The organism is Pseudoclavibacter helvolus (assembly GCF_014191305.1).
Lineage (GTDB): Bacteria > Actinomycetota > Actinomycetes > Actinomycetales > Microbacteriaceae > Pseudoclavibacter > Pseudoclavibacter helvolus.
In genome coordinates this window covers 424,917-437,649 of record NZ_JACHWJ010000001.1, presented here as the reverse complement: position 1 = coordinate 437,649, position 12,733 = coordinate 424,917, and the positions used below count along the sequence as shown (strand labels likewise).

Genomic DNA, 12,733 nt, shown 5'->3' with positions numbered 1-12,733 from the left:
CCTGCGGGTCCGCACTCCGGCGTCGTGAGCATCCACCCGTGCTCAGTGAGGACCCGTGCCTTGGTTCGGAGCGAAGAGGCGACGAACAACACGACCATCGGCGAGAGCGTCGAGGCCGTCATTGATGTCCTCGAAGGCGGCCGTGTCGGTGTGCAGGAGCTCCATCGGGAGTCTCCCCGCGCGCCACATCTCGATGTACCGCGCGATGTCCCGGTCGGGGACGGCGTCGCCCATGTGGGAGCCAAGCAGTCGCTTCCCGGACCCGGCGAACTGCAGGGCGGGCACAACGAGCTGCTGCACGGGATGCGGAAGACCGACTGAGACGACCGCTCCGCCGCGAACGAGCATCTCGAGGCAGGCACCCATCACATTGGCGTTCCCGACCGCCTCGATCGCCAGGTCGATGCCGCCGGGCACCAACTCGGCAATAAGCGCGGCCGCGCCCTCCGGGGTGGTGACCGCGTCGGCCCCGGCCCGCAGGGCGAGCCCGTGCTTGTCGAAGTTCGGGTCCACGGCGATCACCGTGGCGTCAGGAACGGTGGCGGCCGCCATGACGGCCGCCAACCCGACGGCGCCGAGACCGAACACAACTACCGACTGTCCTGGCTGCATCTGGGCGGTATTGAACACGGCCCCCATACCCGTGAGCGCAGCACATCCGAACATGGCAGCGACGTCGAACGGCACGTCGCGGTCGATGACAACGACGGACTCGGCTGCAACGACGGCGAACTCGGCAAACGCCGAGACGCCCAGGTGATGGTTCACGCGCGCACCGCGAGCATCAGAAAGCACGGACGCGCCGTGGAGCAGATCGCCAGAACCATTCACCTCTGCCGCGCGTGAGCACAGCGCCGGCCTGCCGGCGAGGCACTCGCGGCAGCCACCGCAGCTCGGCACAAAGACCAACACAACATGGTCGCCGACAGCCACGCCCTTGACGCCAAGTCCAACGGACTCCACGACGCCCGCCGCCTCATGCCCCAGCGCCATCGGGAGAGGGCGCGGGCGCGCCCCGTTCACGACGGAGAGATCGGAGTGGCAAAGGCTCGCACGCTCGATGCGAATCCCGACCTCGCCAGCACGGGGCGGTGTGACGGCGAGAGTTTCGATGGAAAGCGGGCGGCTGTCGGCGTATGGGCGCGAAGCTCCCGCCTCGCGGAGGACCGCGCTACGCATCCGTGGCCTCGTGAAAGCGCTCGATGACCCGGTCGGCCAGGAGCGGGATGATGCGACCGACACCGATGCGCTGGAAATGCTCAGAGTCACGGTGCGCGGCGAAGCCGGCCTCGTCGTCGTAACGCTCGAGGATCACGATCTCGTCTGAATTCGTCACCCCGCGGTAAAAATCGTACGCCCGGTTGGCGGGTTCGGTGCGGCTCGCGGCGGCAAGTTCGCCGAGCAAGGTGAGGACGGCTTCCGTCTGGCCAGCCTGCGGAAAATACCGGGCGATGACCTGGAACTGCGGTGTAGACATGCGAAATACCTCTCAAATCGGGGTGGCAGTGCGAAGGCACCTGGTCAGCGTCGAGTGATCGACCAGAGCTCGACGTCACTCGTCGACACGGCCTTCGCGCCGCCCTTGAGGGCAGCTATGACGTCGTCGCGATTCTGGACGAAGCCTGCTGCAACGTATGGCGTGAGCTCAGCCAGTTCCTGCTGGCCGATGTGCGGGATCACGGGCCAGGGCATCAGCTGCACGAGGTGCGGCCGCTTCTGTCGAACGGCGTTGGTACTCCGCGGCAACGCGGATCGGTCGGTGACGAAGACCTTCTGCATCGTCACCATGCCGAGCTGGTTGGCTTTCTGGATGAGCATGGTGCGGGTCGTGATGAGCCCAGGCGTTCCTATCTTGCGCAGGTACTCCACGCCGCCACGGTCCTGCGCGAGGCCGTCACTGTTGTCGATGTTCACGAACACGAACTTGCCCGCAGATGAGAGCTTCGAAACGAGCGCCTCAAGGTCAGGGAGCGCCACGTTGGCGGCGATCGCGACCTGGCAGGGACCGGCGAGGAACGCATCGAGCCCATCGGTTCCGTACAGCGATGCGATCACGGGGTTCCGGAACAAACGCTCCTCAAGTGATCGTGGGAAATCGGTCACACTCACCGCGCACCTGCCCTCATCTCCGGACTCATTCACAGCACCATCAGGCGTCGAGCCCGAGCTTGCCGGGGTTCAGAAGATTCTTCGGGTCCAGCGCCGCCTTCACGGCGCGCAGCACCTGGAATCCCGCCCCAAACGATGCAGCCATGTACGGCGCGCGCAGGAGCCCCACGCCGTGGTGGTGGCTCAGAGTCGCCTTGTGCTTCAGGATAACGGCGTTCGCCGCATCCCATGCTGCCCGGTACCACTCGGCTCGTTGATCGACGGCCACGTCACCACGCAGCGAGAAGTACAGGCAGGCGCCGTCGACGTACGCGTGCGACTGGTGTGCTGAGCCGGCGAGCGTGCCCGGAACGGCGTTGATCGCGGCGACAACTTCGTCGTAGATCGCAGGTAGGTCACGCCACCGGCCGATCATCTCCAGAGTGTCGACCACGAAGCCGGGACTGCGTTGAAGCCCTCTGCGCTCTTGCCCGTGAGGTAGCGGGTATCGAGCCAGCGCTCGAAGATCACTGCATCGTCGAGCTTCACCCCGGTCTCAGCGCAGATGCGTTCGCTGATCTCGAGCCCGTCGTCGACGATCTCGAGTGTGCCTTCGTCGGCGACGAGCAGCACGTTCTGCTCAGGCAAGTCAAACTGCACGCCGCTCTCAAGGTTGTCGTAGAGCCGAAGCGCCGCTGGGTTCGCACCCTGTTGCATGATCTGCCGGCACGCTTCAAGGCGGATTCAATCGGTCGTCGCAACACCCTCATCCGGAGGTGTTCGATGGTTCGACGACAGCAAGCAGCAGACAAGGCGATTCGACCGAAGCTTCGGTCTCCCGTGCATCCCAAGTTCCAGCGGCCGGTCGAGGCGGCGTTCTGGGGACACATGGCGGCGGGATTGTTGGCGGAGGGAGCAGCTCTTCTTGTCGGCGTGGCGCCCGCAGTCGGTGCCCGCTGGTTCCGTCACGCTGGCGGCATGGCACCGTTCGACATCACCCAGCAGCCAACAGGCCGCTACCTCTCCTTCGCGGAGCGTGAGGAAATCGCGCTGCTAAAAGCGCAAGGCAAAGGCGTGCGTGAGATCGCACGCTCGATCGGTCGTGACGCGGGAACCATCTCTCGTGAGCTGCGACGCAACGCCGCGACACGGGGCGGGAAAGTGGAGTACCGGGCCTCGGTCGCCCAATGGAAAGCTGACCTGACCGCGAAGCGACCGAAAGTCGCGAAGCTTGTTGCATTCCCGCGATTGCGCGCCTACGTCGAGGACCGCCTCTCGGGAAAAATCACTCGCCCGGATGGCACGGTCGTCACGGGGCCCGAGCCGCCACGGTTCACGGGCCGAGGCAAGCCGCACCGCAAGGACCGAGCGTGGTCATGGGCATGGAGTCCGGAGCAGATCTCGCACCGCCTGAAGATCGATTTCCCGGATGATGAGTCCATGCGCATCAGTCCCGAAGCGATCTATCAGTCGCTCTACATCGAGGGGCGCGGCGCGCTCAAGCGCGAGCTCGTGTGGTGCTTACGCACCGGACGGGCGCTGCGCGTCCCACGGGAGCGATCACGGCGAAAGACCTGGGCGCACGTCACACCCGAGACCCTCATCAGCGAGCGCCCGGCAGAAGTAGAAGATCGCGCCGTTCCAGGGCACTGGGAGGGCGATCTGGTGATCGGGCTCGAGCGATCGGCCGTGGGCACCGTCGTCGAACGCAAGACTCGATACACGTTGCTCGTTCATCTGCCTCGCGAGGAAGGCTACCAACACAAGGCGACACCGAAGAACGGCCCGGCGCTGGCCGGCTACGGGGCGCTCACGATGAAGAACGCCCTCGCAACCACGATGTCCAGGCTGCCCGCGCAACTGACACGCTCGCTGACCTGGGATCGCGGCAAAGAAATGTCCGCGCACGCGCAGTTCCGCGTCGAGACGGGCATCCCCGTGTTCTTCGCCGACCCACAATCTCCATGGCAACGCGGCACGAACGAAAACACCAACGGGCTGCTGCGCCAGTACTTCCCGAAAGGCACCGACCTCTCCCGCTGGGATGCCGAGGACATCGATGCCGTCGCTCACGCGCTCAACACACGCCCCCGCAAATCACTCGATTGGAAGACACCCGCGGAAGCAATCAACGAGCAGCTACTCTTGCTCCAACAACTCGGTGTTGCAACCACCGGTTGAGTCCGGTCAGTACACGTCGATTCGGCTCACTGAGCACCTTGCGATCGAGGGCATCGCTCCCTCGATCGGGACCGTCGGCGACGCGTACGATAATGCACTCATGGAGACCATCAACGGCCTCTACAAAGCCGAGTGCATCCGCACGACCGTGTTCCACGACGGTCCGTACAAAACGGCCGCGGACGTCGAATTCGCCACCGCCGGCTGGGTCGATTGGTACAACCACCGAAGGCTCCACGGTAGCCTCGGAATGGTCAGCCCCCACGAATACGAGGCGGCCCACTACGCGACTCTCAACAGAGAGCCGATCCCCGCATAGAAGCGGCACAGAACCTGGGACGGTTCATTATGAGAATCGCGTGTCGCGGATTTCCGGTCCCCACTCCCCCGGTTCGTTGTCTCAGTCGCGGCGTCTCAAAACCCATGGGTTTCGCATCACCTCCACACCGAGGGAGGGATTGGTGGGGGTGGCCTGCGGGTTTCATTTTTTATGTGTCGGGATGGTCGTGCTCCCTGTCGCGGAATTCCCCGCAAGTGGCGAGCTGTGCCGTGTTGCTCGTGTTCTTGACTTGGTGATTCGTGGGGCGTGAGAGGTGCCCCGGGCTGGCGCTGGCGTGCGCTGCGCCCGGGGCACTTGTGTTGAGCTTCGTTGACCGTGCGTTACGCGAGGGAAGTGAGAAGCTCTCTCATGGTCTCGATCTCGGTTGTTTGCGTGTCAACGATCGTCTGGGCGAGGGCTGTGGCGTCCGAGTTGAGACCATTGTCGACTTCTTCTTGAGCCATCGTGATGGCTCCTTCGTGGTGCTCGATCATCTGCTCGAGGAACAGGCGAGATGCTTCGTCGCCGGCAGCGGCGTCGAGGTTCGCCATGTCCTCGTCGCTCATCATGCCGTCCATGCTGTGGTCCATTCCGGACATGGACGCAGCGCCCCAGTCGCTCAACCATTGGTTGAGTTGTTCGATCTCGGGTCCCTGCGCGGCTTTGATTTCCTCGGCGAGGGTGGTGACCTCGGGGTCGATGTCGCTCTTGGCGAGGATCATGTCCGACATCTCGACGGCTTGTTCGTGGTGGGGGACCATCATCTGCGCGAACATCACGTCCTGGTCGTTGGCGTCGCCGGTTGCCTCGGATGACGGTGATGGCGTGGTTTCAGTCATGGTGCTGTGGTCCATGCCGCCCATGTCTTCGGGTGCGCTGGTGGGTGAGCACGCGGCGAGCGTGAGGGCTACGGCGAGCGTGGTAGTTGAGAGCAGCGCGATGCGTGAGTGCTTCATGAGGGGTTGTCCGATCTGAGTCTGTGGGTGGGGATCTGCACGTTGCCCCGTGGGGACGGAGCGGTCGCGTCGCGACCGGACGAGCAATCAGATCCGGCAGACAGTCAGAACGGTCAGGGGTATGCGGAAGACATGGAACTCGGCTCTGGGTGTGGGGCCACGAGGCGGCCACGCCGTGGCCATGGTTCTGTCCGTCCCCGTCGAAAGGTGGCGGAAGAGGACGGCTGCGGCGGCCACAGTGAGGAGGAGGAATGCGCACAGCGCGACCATCACGCCCGCTGGCCCCATCAGGCAGTCGTCGCAAGGCATGACGGGAACGACGCTTCGCTGCTCGCCGTACTGGAGGCCGTCGATCGCGGCAACGTGGCCCGCCTGCGCTGCGGACGGAGCGTGTCCTGCTGGCTCGCTGACGAGGGTGTGGCTGTGCGCGGTTTCGTGCAGAGAGTGAGTCACGAGCGCGTGCACGCTCGCCAGCCCGAGCAGTATCCCCAGGAGCAGGAGCACCGTGACGGTGGTACGTGCCAGCATGCCGCGAGGTCGTTCAGGAGTGGTCTCCATGACGCCACCTCTCTCCGTTCGCACGCTCATCAGTTACCCCGGAGGGTACCCGATCATTGGCGGCAATCTCTGTGTTGCCCGCGAGTCAGTCGCCGCCCCGTGACACCTATCAGAACCTTACGTTATGAATCCGAGACAAACGTGATAATTCTGTTATCTTTGCCGGGCGGCTCCCATCCAGGGGTGGCTTGATCTGCGGGAGTGTCCACATGCACCATGACTCACACGCGAGTACTCGTCGGGAACTGCGCGCGCAGGAGCGCGCCCTGGCTGAGGCGGGTCGTGGCCCGGTCACGAGTGCAGCGCCAGTTCTGTCGACGCGGCGGGAGCGACGTGACGCGGAGCGCGCAGGTCGCATCGACCGGCGCGAGTCGCCAGCGCCAGCGTCCACGCCCAGCCTTCCAACTAGTGTTCCGGCGAGCCGGCCGGAGACCAACCATAGCTCTACGCCCGCTTTGGTGTTGGCTGAGGTCGACGCAGAATCCTCGGAGTGTGAGGGCACTGGCCTCCACAATCTCGATGTGGAGGGCGCGACGATCCGTTCGGGACGCCCCCACCGCAGCGGCAAGACCGCGCTCCGCTTCGCGGGTGGTGCGCTCGGACTGGGGATCGCCGGCAGTGTCGCCGCGTTCGCTGCGCTGCCAGCCACGGCAGTCCCAACCAACCATGATCGGGTTGCCGAGACTGGGGCGGCGGCGCTCGTGCAGCCCGCGTCCGGTGCTCCAAGCCAGACGCTCACCGTGACTGGTGAGGGAACGAGCGCGCGTGAGCGCGACTCTGTCTACTCGGTGACGACGGTGGGGTCGGCCGCCACCGCGAACCTCGCGACGCTGGTTGACAACGGCGCGTTCACGAACAACCTGTCCGCCCCCGTGCAGTGGCCGTTCCCGGTCGGTGTCGCGATTACGGACGACTTCGGACCTCGGGTCTCCCCGGGCGGCATCGGAAGTACGAACCACATGGGCGTGGACTTCGCGCCAGCCCAGGGCACACCCATCGGGGCGATCGCGGATGGCGTCGTCACGAGCGTCACCTCCACGGACAACGGTGGTCTGGGAGTGAACATCACCCTCGAGCACGTCATCGACGGGGCCACGTACCGGAGCGTGTACGCACACATGCTCGAGGGCTCCGCGACGCTCCAGGTGGGAGCCGTGGTCGGAGTGGGCGACCAGATCGGCCAAGTTGGCAACACCGGCACATCCACAGGACCGCATCTGCACCTCGAAGTCCAAGACTCCGCAGGTCAGAAGCTCGACGGCCTCGCGTTCCTCAAGCAGTACAACACCCCCAGCACCGTCGTTTCCCCACCCCTGCAAGGCGCGAGCGCCTAACCCACGCAGCCCACCAGCCGGCGCGCGGCGTGCCGTGCCCCAGCTGCGCCAGGGAGTGGCCTGCGCGGCCGGGGCAGGGAACCCACCCCAGCCGCGCACGCGCCTTCCACCCACTATCGGTCGAGAATGCGTCGTGCGCTGAGCGCGGGAGCGATGTCGAGGCGTCGGAGCAGCTGCGCGTTGAGGGCGACGACGACGGTGGACGCGGACATGAGGATCGCGCCGATCGACATGGGGAGGACGAATCCGATCGGGGCGAGGATGCCCGCGGCGAGAGGGACAGACAACAGGTTGTAGCCAGCTGCCCACCAGAGGTTCTGCCGCATCTTGCAGTAGCTCGCCCGCGAGAGCTCGATGACCGAGAGCACCGAGCGGGGGTCGTCGCTGGCGAGGACCACGCCGGCCGACGCGATGGCCACATCCGTTCCGGCACCGATCGCGATGCCCACGTCCGCCTGCGCGAGGGCAGGGGCGTCGTTCACGCCGTCACCGACCATCGCGACCTTCTTGCCTTCGCTCTGCAGTTCCGCGATCTTCGCTGACTTGTCCTCGGGACGCACCCCCGCGAAGACTCGGTCGATGCCGAGCTCGTCGCCGACGGCGGAGGCGACCGCTTGCGCGTCGCCCGTGATCATGACGACCTCCACGCCCAGCTTGTGGAGTGCGTCGACGGCCTCGCGGGATTCGGGGCGGATCTCGTCGGCAAGACTGAGCGCCCCGATGACGCGGCCCTCTCGCGCGACGTGCAGGATGATCGCGCCCGCGGCCTTCCAATCGGCGGACGCGTCGAGTTCCTCTTCGCCGAGCTCCGCGAGGAGGCGGGGGCCACCCACGCGAATCTCCGCGCCGTCCACGTCCGCGCGCACGCCGACGGCGGGCGATGACCTGAACCCGCTCGCGGTGGGCACCGACAGCTCCCGGTCCGCGGCTGCGCGCAGGATCGCCCGGGCGAGTGGATGCTCGCTGTCGGATTCGGCGGCAGCGGCGAGCGCGAGGACCTGCTCAGCGGAATGCCCAGTGGTAGGGGCGATGGCCGTCACGATCGGTTCCCCTCTGGTCAGTGTGCCCGTCTTGTCGAAAAGCACGGCGTCGACGGTGCGCATGCTCTCGAGTGCCAGGCGGTCCTTGATGAGCACGCCACCTCGTGCTGCGCGTTCGGTTGCGATTGACACCACCAGTGGGATCGCCAGCCCCAAGGCGTGGGGGCAGGCGATCACTAAGACGGTGATCGTGCGGATGACGGCCGCATCCGGAAAGCCGAGCAGCGTCCACACGAGCGCGGTGATGGCTGCGGCGATCAGCGCGAACCAGAAAAGCCAGGCTGCGGCGCGATCCGCGATTCGCTGCGCGCGCGACGTGGAGTTCTGCGCATCGGTGACCAGCCGCTGGATCCCGGCGAGCGTCGTGTCCTCGCCGGCTGCTCTCACGGCGACACGGAGCCCGGAATCAGTCGCGACGGTGCCCGCGGTGACCGGATCACCGACACCTCGTGCGACCGTGCTCGATTCGCCGGTCACCATGGACTCGTCCATGTCGGCTTGCCCGTCGACGATCACGCCGTCGGCAGGAACGCTCCCGCCGGGGCGCACGATCACGACGTCACCGACCGCCAAATCGGCGGGCGCGACCTTCGACACAACGTCCCCCTGCACTCGTTCCGCCTCATCGGGCAGCAGTGCGGCGAGCGAATCCAACGCCGAGGTCGTCTGGGCCAGGGAGCGCATCTCGATCCAGTGCCCGAGCAGCATGATCACGATCAGCAGCGCCAGCTCCCACCAGAACTCGAGCTCGTGGTGGAGCAGCCCTAGGCTCGCACCCCACGACGCGACGAACGCGACCGTGATCGCCAGAGCGATCAGGAGCATCATTCCGGGCTTGCGGGAACGGAGTTCGGCAACAGCACCCGAGAGGAACGGAGCTCCGCCCCACACGTACATGACCGTGCCGAGGATCGGTGACACCCACATCGCCCACGCCGCATCAGGGAGTTGATAGCCGAGGAGCATCGCGAACATCCCCGAGAAGACGATCACTGGGACCGCGAGGATCAGGTTCGCCCAGAACAACTTCCTGAACTGCGCGACATGGTCTCCGTGTCCAGAGTGCCCGCCGTGCCCCGCGTGCTCACTCTCCGGTTGATGGTCGTGGTGGGCGTGCTCGTTGTGATGTGCATGCATCTGGACCATGAGGTCCTCCTAGGTGCGCTGATCGGTCTCTGTTCTGAGATACCCCTAGGGGGTACAGGCGAAACAGCAAGGCTCGACGCCGTATTCCCGTACGCATGCGGACGATCGCACCCGACTCAGCAGATGCCCGCCTTGTGGTAATTACAGGCGCTTGACTGGGGTCGTTAGGCCGTGAAGTGCCGGAGGGTGTGTTCCCTCTGCGACTTCGTGTAGCTCCGCGGCTGCGGGGTTTACCTCTGACAGCCGCCGGTACAGCGTGGCGCGGGAGATGCCGAGGTTCCGGGCAACTTCGGCCACCGGGACGTCGGCCGCGATCAACTGGGCGGCGTTGCGCAGTTGGCTGTCTGTGATCTTCCGGGGGCGTCCCCCGAGGTCAGCTCCAGATGCTCGACGCTTACTCACGGAGTCCAGGACGCGTTCGCGTTTGATCTCCAACTCCATCTGCGCGAGCGCAGCCATGACGGTGAACACCATGGACCCCATCGGGGTCGACGTGTCCACGTCTCCCCCGCCCAAGTTCAGAACCCGCAGTGCGACTCCTTCGTCGCGGAGCTCTTCGGCGAGCGTGAGCATGTTGCCGGTCGAGCGTCCGAGGCGATCAAGGGTCGTCACCACGAAGGTGTCGTCACGTTCGAGCGCCCTCAACGCTGCGTCGAGTGCGGGTCGGGAGGCGTTCGCGCCTGACGCTCCTCGATCCAAGTAGAGGTCGTCGGCGCGAACACCGGCTGCGCGCAGATCGACTTCCTGTCGATCGGTGTCCTGGTGTCGGGTCGAGACGCGGGCGTAGCCGATGAGCTTGGTCATTCATGCACCATACGTCTCGCAAAACCGACCCCTGCGACACGTCCTGGGTGAGTCGGTTACGAAACATGGTTTTGAGAATCTGACTGCCGCGAGATTCCGCCGCCCGCTCCTCCGGTCCGGTGTCTCATCGGCGCTGTCGCGTAACCCTAGGGTTTTGTGACGATCTAACTATGGCGTGATTCAGCTGTGATCAGCGGTGGCGTCGTGTGCACAATCGTTAGCTGGTCCGGCAAGAACGCGGTTCTGGGCGTGGCTAGAGTGCATCAAGGTCGGGATCCAAACGGGAGGAGCTCTGAGTGACGTATCCACGCAAACTCCTCGGTGTATTCGTCGGACTAGTCACGGCAGCACTGCTCAGCACCCCCTTCGGCTTGGGTGTGATGCTCATCTTCATGTTCGCGGGCAGCTACGACGCGTCGGGCGCAGGAGCTCCGTTCAAGTCCTGCACAGAGGAGACCACCGACTGCTCTGGACCCAATGTCCTTGGAGTGATCACCGTGGGGCTGCTGCTCGCTGTTCTCACCATTTTCCCTAGCGCGGCAGGGGTCCTGGCGGGTAACTTCTCGAAGCCCGCGAGAGCGTTCTGGGCGTTGCTGATCGTTACGATTACGGCCTACGGGGTGGGGACCTGGCACTTACTGGGGGGATGACTTCTCGTGCCTACGAACGAGCCGTGAGACATCTCAAAACCCATGGGTTTCGAGATGTCTCACTCGGTGGGTGCAGCCGGGGGAGGGGTGTCACTGCAGAGGCGCGTCCGAAGAGCTCACTCGGTCGCTCATTACTCGCGCGCTGTGTGTGCTTTCTTGTGTCGGTACAGCGTCGCGCGGCTCCAGCCAACGAGGAGAACAGCTTTCTCCGCCATTCTGCCCGAGTTCTGATCACGCCAGTGCGAGAGCGCTAACCAATCGAGTCATCAGTGCGCCGACTGATCTGACGGAGCCGACCGTGCAAATCCAGAGGCTCGGGGCCACGAGCCAGCTCGGCTCTTCTGCGAGCAGCTCGGCCGTCTTGGTGGCGAACATGCTCTTCGCGGCGCTGCGCGGACCCTCATGAATGCCAAGCAGTTGAGCCGCCCCCTTCATTCGGTCCGGACGTTCTGTGAGTCGTCGGTTTCCATTTGATGGGTGCACTGTCGAGCGTACTCGGCTGGGGGTAGGTAGCCGAGCGAGGAGTGCCGGCGGTGGTGGTTGTACTCGTCCTTCCAGTCGCCGATGATGACCTGCGCGTGCAGCAGCGAGTAGAAGCTGTTGATGTTGAGGCACTCGTCGCGGATCCGGCTGTTGAACGACTCGACGTACCCGTTGCGCCACGGCGAGCCCGGAGGGATGTAGGACAGGCCGGTGCGGGTGCCGGCCCAGTCGGCCATCGCCTCGCTGATGAACTCCGGCCCGTTGTCCGACCTGAGCACCGCCGGGGCGCCCCGGGCGGCGACGAGGTCCTCGAGGTGGGCGGTGAGTCGGTCGGCGGTAATCGAGCGCTCCACGAGGCCGCCGATGCACTCCCGGGTGTGTTCGTCGACGATCGAGCAGATCTTGATCGGTCGGCCGTGCTCGTCGGCGTCGAACTGAAAGTCCACTGCCCACACCACGTTCGGCGCGTCCGCCGTCGGCGCGTCGACGGTCGAGGACCCGACGCGCTTGCGTCGACGCCGCTGCGGGACCCGGAGCCCTTCGTCACGCCACAGGCGTTGGATCTTCTTGTGGTTCACCACCCACTCCTCGGCGCGGGCGTCGTGATACGCCCGCCGGTACCCGTAGCGGGGATGGTCCTTCGCCCAGGCGCGCAGCCACTCCCTGAACGCCCGATCCGGGTCCGCGACCGTGTCGCCCTTGAGCGGTCGCCGATGCGCGGAGCGGCTCAGCCCGACCAGACGGCACGCCATCCGTTCGCTCACCCGCAGCTTGCGCTTGAGGTGATCGACGGCGGCGCGGCGCCTGTCCGGGCTTAGAAGTTTCCCTCAGCCAGCTCCTTGAGCGCGGCCTTCTCCAGCTCCGCTTCCGCGAGCAGACGCTTCAGGGTCGCATTCTGCTTCTCCAGCTCCTTCAGGCGCTTTGCGTCGTCGGCCTTGAGGCCGCCGTACTGGTTCCGCCACCGGTAGTACGTCTGCTCGGACACCACGAGCTCCCGGCACACCGCCGCGACGTCCTGACCGTCGGCGAGCATCCTGTCGGCCTGCCCGAGCTTACGGACGACCTGCTCCGGGGTGTGACGCTTCCTGCTGTTCGTCATGATCTGACCAGTCTCCCTGCCCGCGACCGCGGACAACAGGACGACTCTCATAACGACTGGACCTACGAAACGGGG

Annotated in this window: 13 protein-coding genes and 1 pseudogene; 4 read left to right on the top strand and 10 right to left on the bottom strand. The window is 65.4% G+C overall.

Translation table 11 applies throughout. The features are described 5' to 3' along the window. Positions 1 to 42: 42 nt before the first annotated feature. From FHX72_RS19860 to FHX72_RS18495, 5 genes are all read right to left on the bottom strand, one after another. The gene (locus FHX72_RS19860) at positions 43 to 1,179 is read right to left on the bottom strand and encodes an alcohol dehydrogenase catalytic domain-containing protein (protein WP_183622722.1); all 1,137 of its coding nucleotides are present in this window, start codon (positions 1,177 to 1,179) and stop codon (positions 43 to 45) included. After that, positions 1,172 to 1,477, bottom strand: a complete 306-nt coding sequence (locus tag FHX72_RS01985; protein WP_068483728.1) for a putative quinol monooxygenase — start codon at positions 1,475 to 1,477, stop codon at positions 1,172 to 1,174. Before FHX72_RS01985 ends, FHX72_RS19860 begins: the two co-directional genes overlap by 8 nt. A 44-nt stretch (positions 1,478 to 1,521) precedes the next feature. Next, entirely contained in the window at positions 1,522 to 2,055 is a 534-nt protein-coding gene (locus FHX72_RS01980; protein WP_338110013.1) for a glycerol-3-phosphate responsive antiterminator, read from the bottom strand. 94 nt (positions 2,056 to 2,149) lie between these two features. Further along, a complete protein-coding gene (locus tag FHX72_RS18500; RefSeq protein WP_221186687.1) occupies positions 2,150 to 2,524 on the bottom strand; it encodes an FAD-linked oxidase C-terminal domain-containing protein in 375 nt (124 codons plus the stop codon). Further along, a complete protein-coding gene (locus tag FHX72_RS18495) occupies positions 2,521 to 2,805 on the bottom strand; it encodes a hypothetical protein (protein ID WP_221186686.1) in 285 nt (94 codons plus the stop codon). Before FHX72_RS18495 ends, FHX72_RS18500 begins: the two co-directional genes overlap by 4 nt. 66 nt (positions 2,806 to 2,871) lie before the next feature. On the opposite strand from FHX72_RS18495, the gene FHX72_RS01970 reads away from it, so the two are divergent. Together FHX72_RS01970 and FHX72_RS01965 are read left to right on the top strand one after the other, a co-directional pair. Further along, entirely contained in the window at positions 2,872 to 4,269 is a 1,398-nt protein-coding gene (locus FHX72_RS01970; protein ID WP_183622718.1) for an IS30 family transposase, read from the top strand. A gap of 7 nt (positions 4,270 to 4,276) precedes the next feature. Then, a pseudogene (locus FHX72_RS01965) lies at positions 4,277 to 4,588 on the top strand (integrase core domain-containing protein); the annotation flags it as partial. Positions 4,589 to 4,929: 341 nt separating this feature from the next. Here FHX72_RS01965 and FHX72_RS01960 read toward each other — a convergent pair. Together FHX72_RS01960 and FHX72_RS01955 are read right to left on the bottom strand one after the other, a co-directional pair. Beyond that, positions 4,930 to 5,544, bottom strand: a complete 615-nt coding sequence (locus FHX72_RS01960) for a DUF305 domain-containing protein (protein WP_068483720.1) — start codon at positions 5,542 to 5,544, stop codon at positions 4,930 to 4,932. A gap of 87 nt (positions 5,545 to 5,631) precedes the next feature. Beyond that, positions 5,632 to 6,102 (bottom strand): hypothetical protein, encoded by a 471-nt coding sequence (locus FHX72_RS01955; RefSeq protein ID WP_183622715.1) that lies wholly within the window; start codon positions 6,100 to 6,102, stop codon positions 5,632 to 5,634. 521 nt (positions 6,103 to 6,623) lie between these two features. Between FHX72_RS01955 and FHX72_RS19570 the strand changes: the two genes are divergently transcribed. Continuing rightward, complete coding sequence (locus tag FHX72_RS19570; RefSeq protein ID WP_183622713.1) at positions 6,624 to 7,436, top strand: peptidoglycan DD-metalloendopeptidase family protein; 813 nt, start codon at positions 6,624 to 6,626, stop codon at positions 7,434 to 7,436. Positions 7,437 to 7,549: 113 nt separating this feature from the next. Here FHX72_RS19570 and FHX72_RS01945 read toward each other — a convergent pair whose 3' ends face one another. Then, positions 7,550 to 9,613: a heavy metal translocating P-type ATPase gene (locus FHX72_RS01945; protein ID WP_244964021.1), complete on the bottom strand. Its 2,064-nt coding sequence runs from the start codon at positions 9,611 to 9,613 to the stop codon at positions 7,550 to 7,552. Positions 9,614 to 9,763: 150 nt separating this feature from the next. Next, entirely contained in the window at positions 9,764 to 10,426 is a 663-nt protein-coding gene (locus FHX72_RS01940) for a recombinase family protein (RefSeq protein WP_082775565.1), read from the bottom strand. A 296-nt stretch (positions 10,427 to 10,722) separates the two neighbouring features. Between FHX72_RS01940 and FHX72_RS01935 the strand changes: the two genes are divergently transcribed. Next, positions 10,723 to 11,076, top strand: coding sequence for a hypothetical protein (locus tag FHX72_RS01935; RefSeq protein ID WP_183622709.1), 354 nt, complete (start codon positions 10,723 to 10,725; stop codon positions 11,074 to 11,076). 431 nt (positions 11,077 to 11,507) lie between these two features. On the opposite strand, the gene FHX72_RS01930 is transcribed toward FHX72_RS01935, so the two are convergent. Next, positions 11,508 to 12,658 (bottom strand): IS3 family transposase gene (locus tag FHX72_RS01930; protein WP_183622707.1). Its coding sequence is split into 2 segments (ribosomal slippage): positions 11,508 to 12,388 and positions 12,388 to 12,658, totalling 1,152 coding nucleotides; the frame shifts between segments, so codons are not numbered across the junction. Between the last annotated feature and the right edge of the window lie 75 nt (positions 12,659 to 12,733).

Excerpts from the sequence above, each read along its gene's own strand:
- FHX72_RS01970 (WP_183622718.1), top strand. The coding sequence starts at position 2,872 with ATGGTTCGACGACAGCAAGCAGCAGACAAGGCGATTCGACCGAAGCTT.
- FHX72_RS18500 (WP_221186687.1), bottom strand. The coding sequence starts at position 2,524 with ATGATCGGCCGGTGGCGTGACCTACCTGCGATCTACGACGAAGTTGTC.
- FHX72_RS01955 (WP_183622715.1), bottom strand. The coding sequence starts at position 6,102 with ATGGAGACCACTCCTGAACGACCTCGCGGCATGCTGGCACGTACCACC.
- FHX72_RS18495 (WP_221186686.1), bottom strand. The coding sequence starts at position 2,805 with ATGCAACAGGGTGCGAACCCAGCGGCGCTTCGGCTCTACGACAACCTT.
- FHX72_RS19860 (WP_183622722.1), bottom strand. The coding sequence starts at position 1,179 with ATGCGTAGCGCGGTCCTCCGCGAGGCGGGAGCTTCGCGCCCATACGCC.
- FHX72_RS01940 (WP_082775565.1), bottom strand. The coding sequence starts at position 10,426 with ATGACCAAGCTCATCGGCTACGCCCGCGTCTCGACCCGACACCAGGAC.
- FHX72_RS01960 (WP_068483720.1), bottom strand. The coding sequence starts at position 5,544 with ATGAAGCACTCACGCATCGCGCTGCTCTCAACTACCACGCTCGCCGTA.
- FHX72_RS01985 (WP_068483728.1), bottom strand. The coding sequence starts at position 1,477 with ATGTCTACACCGCAGTTCCAGGTCATCGCCCGGTATTTTCCGCAGGCT.
- FHX72_RS01945 (WP_244964021.1), bottom strand. The coding sequence starts at position 9,613 with ATGCATGCACATCACAACGAGCACGCCCACCACGACCATCAACCGGAG.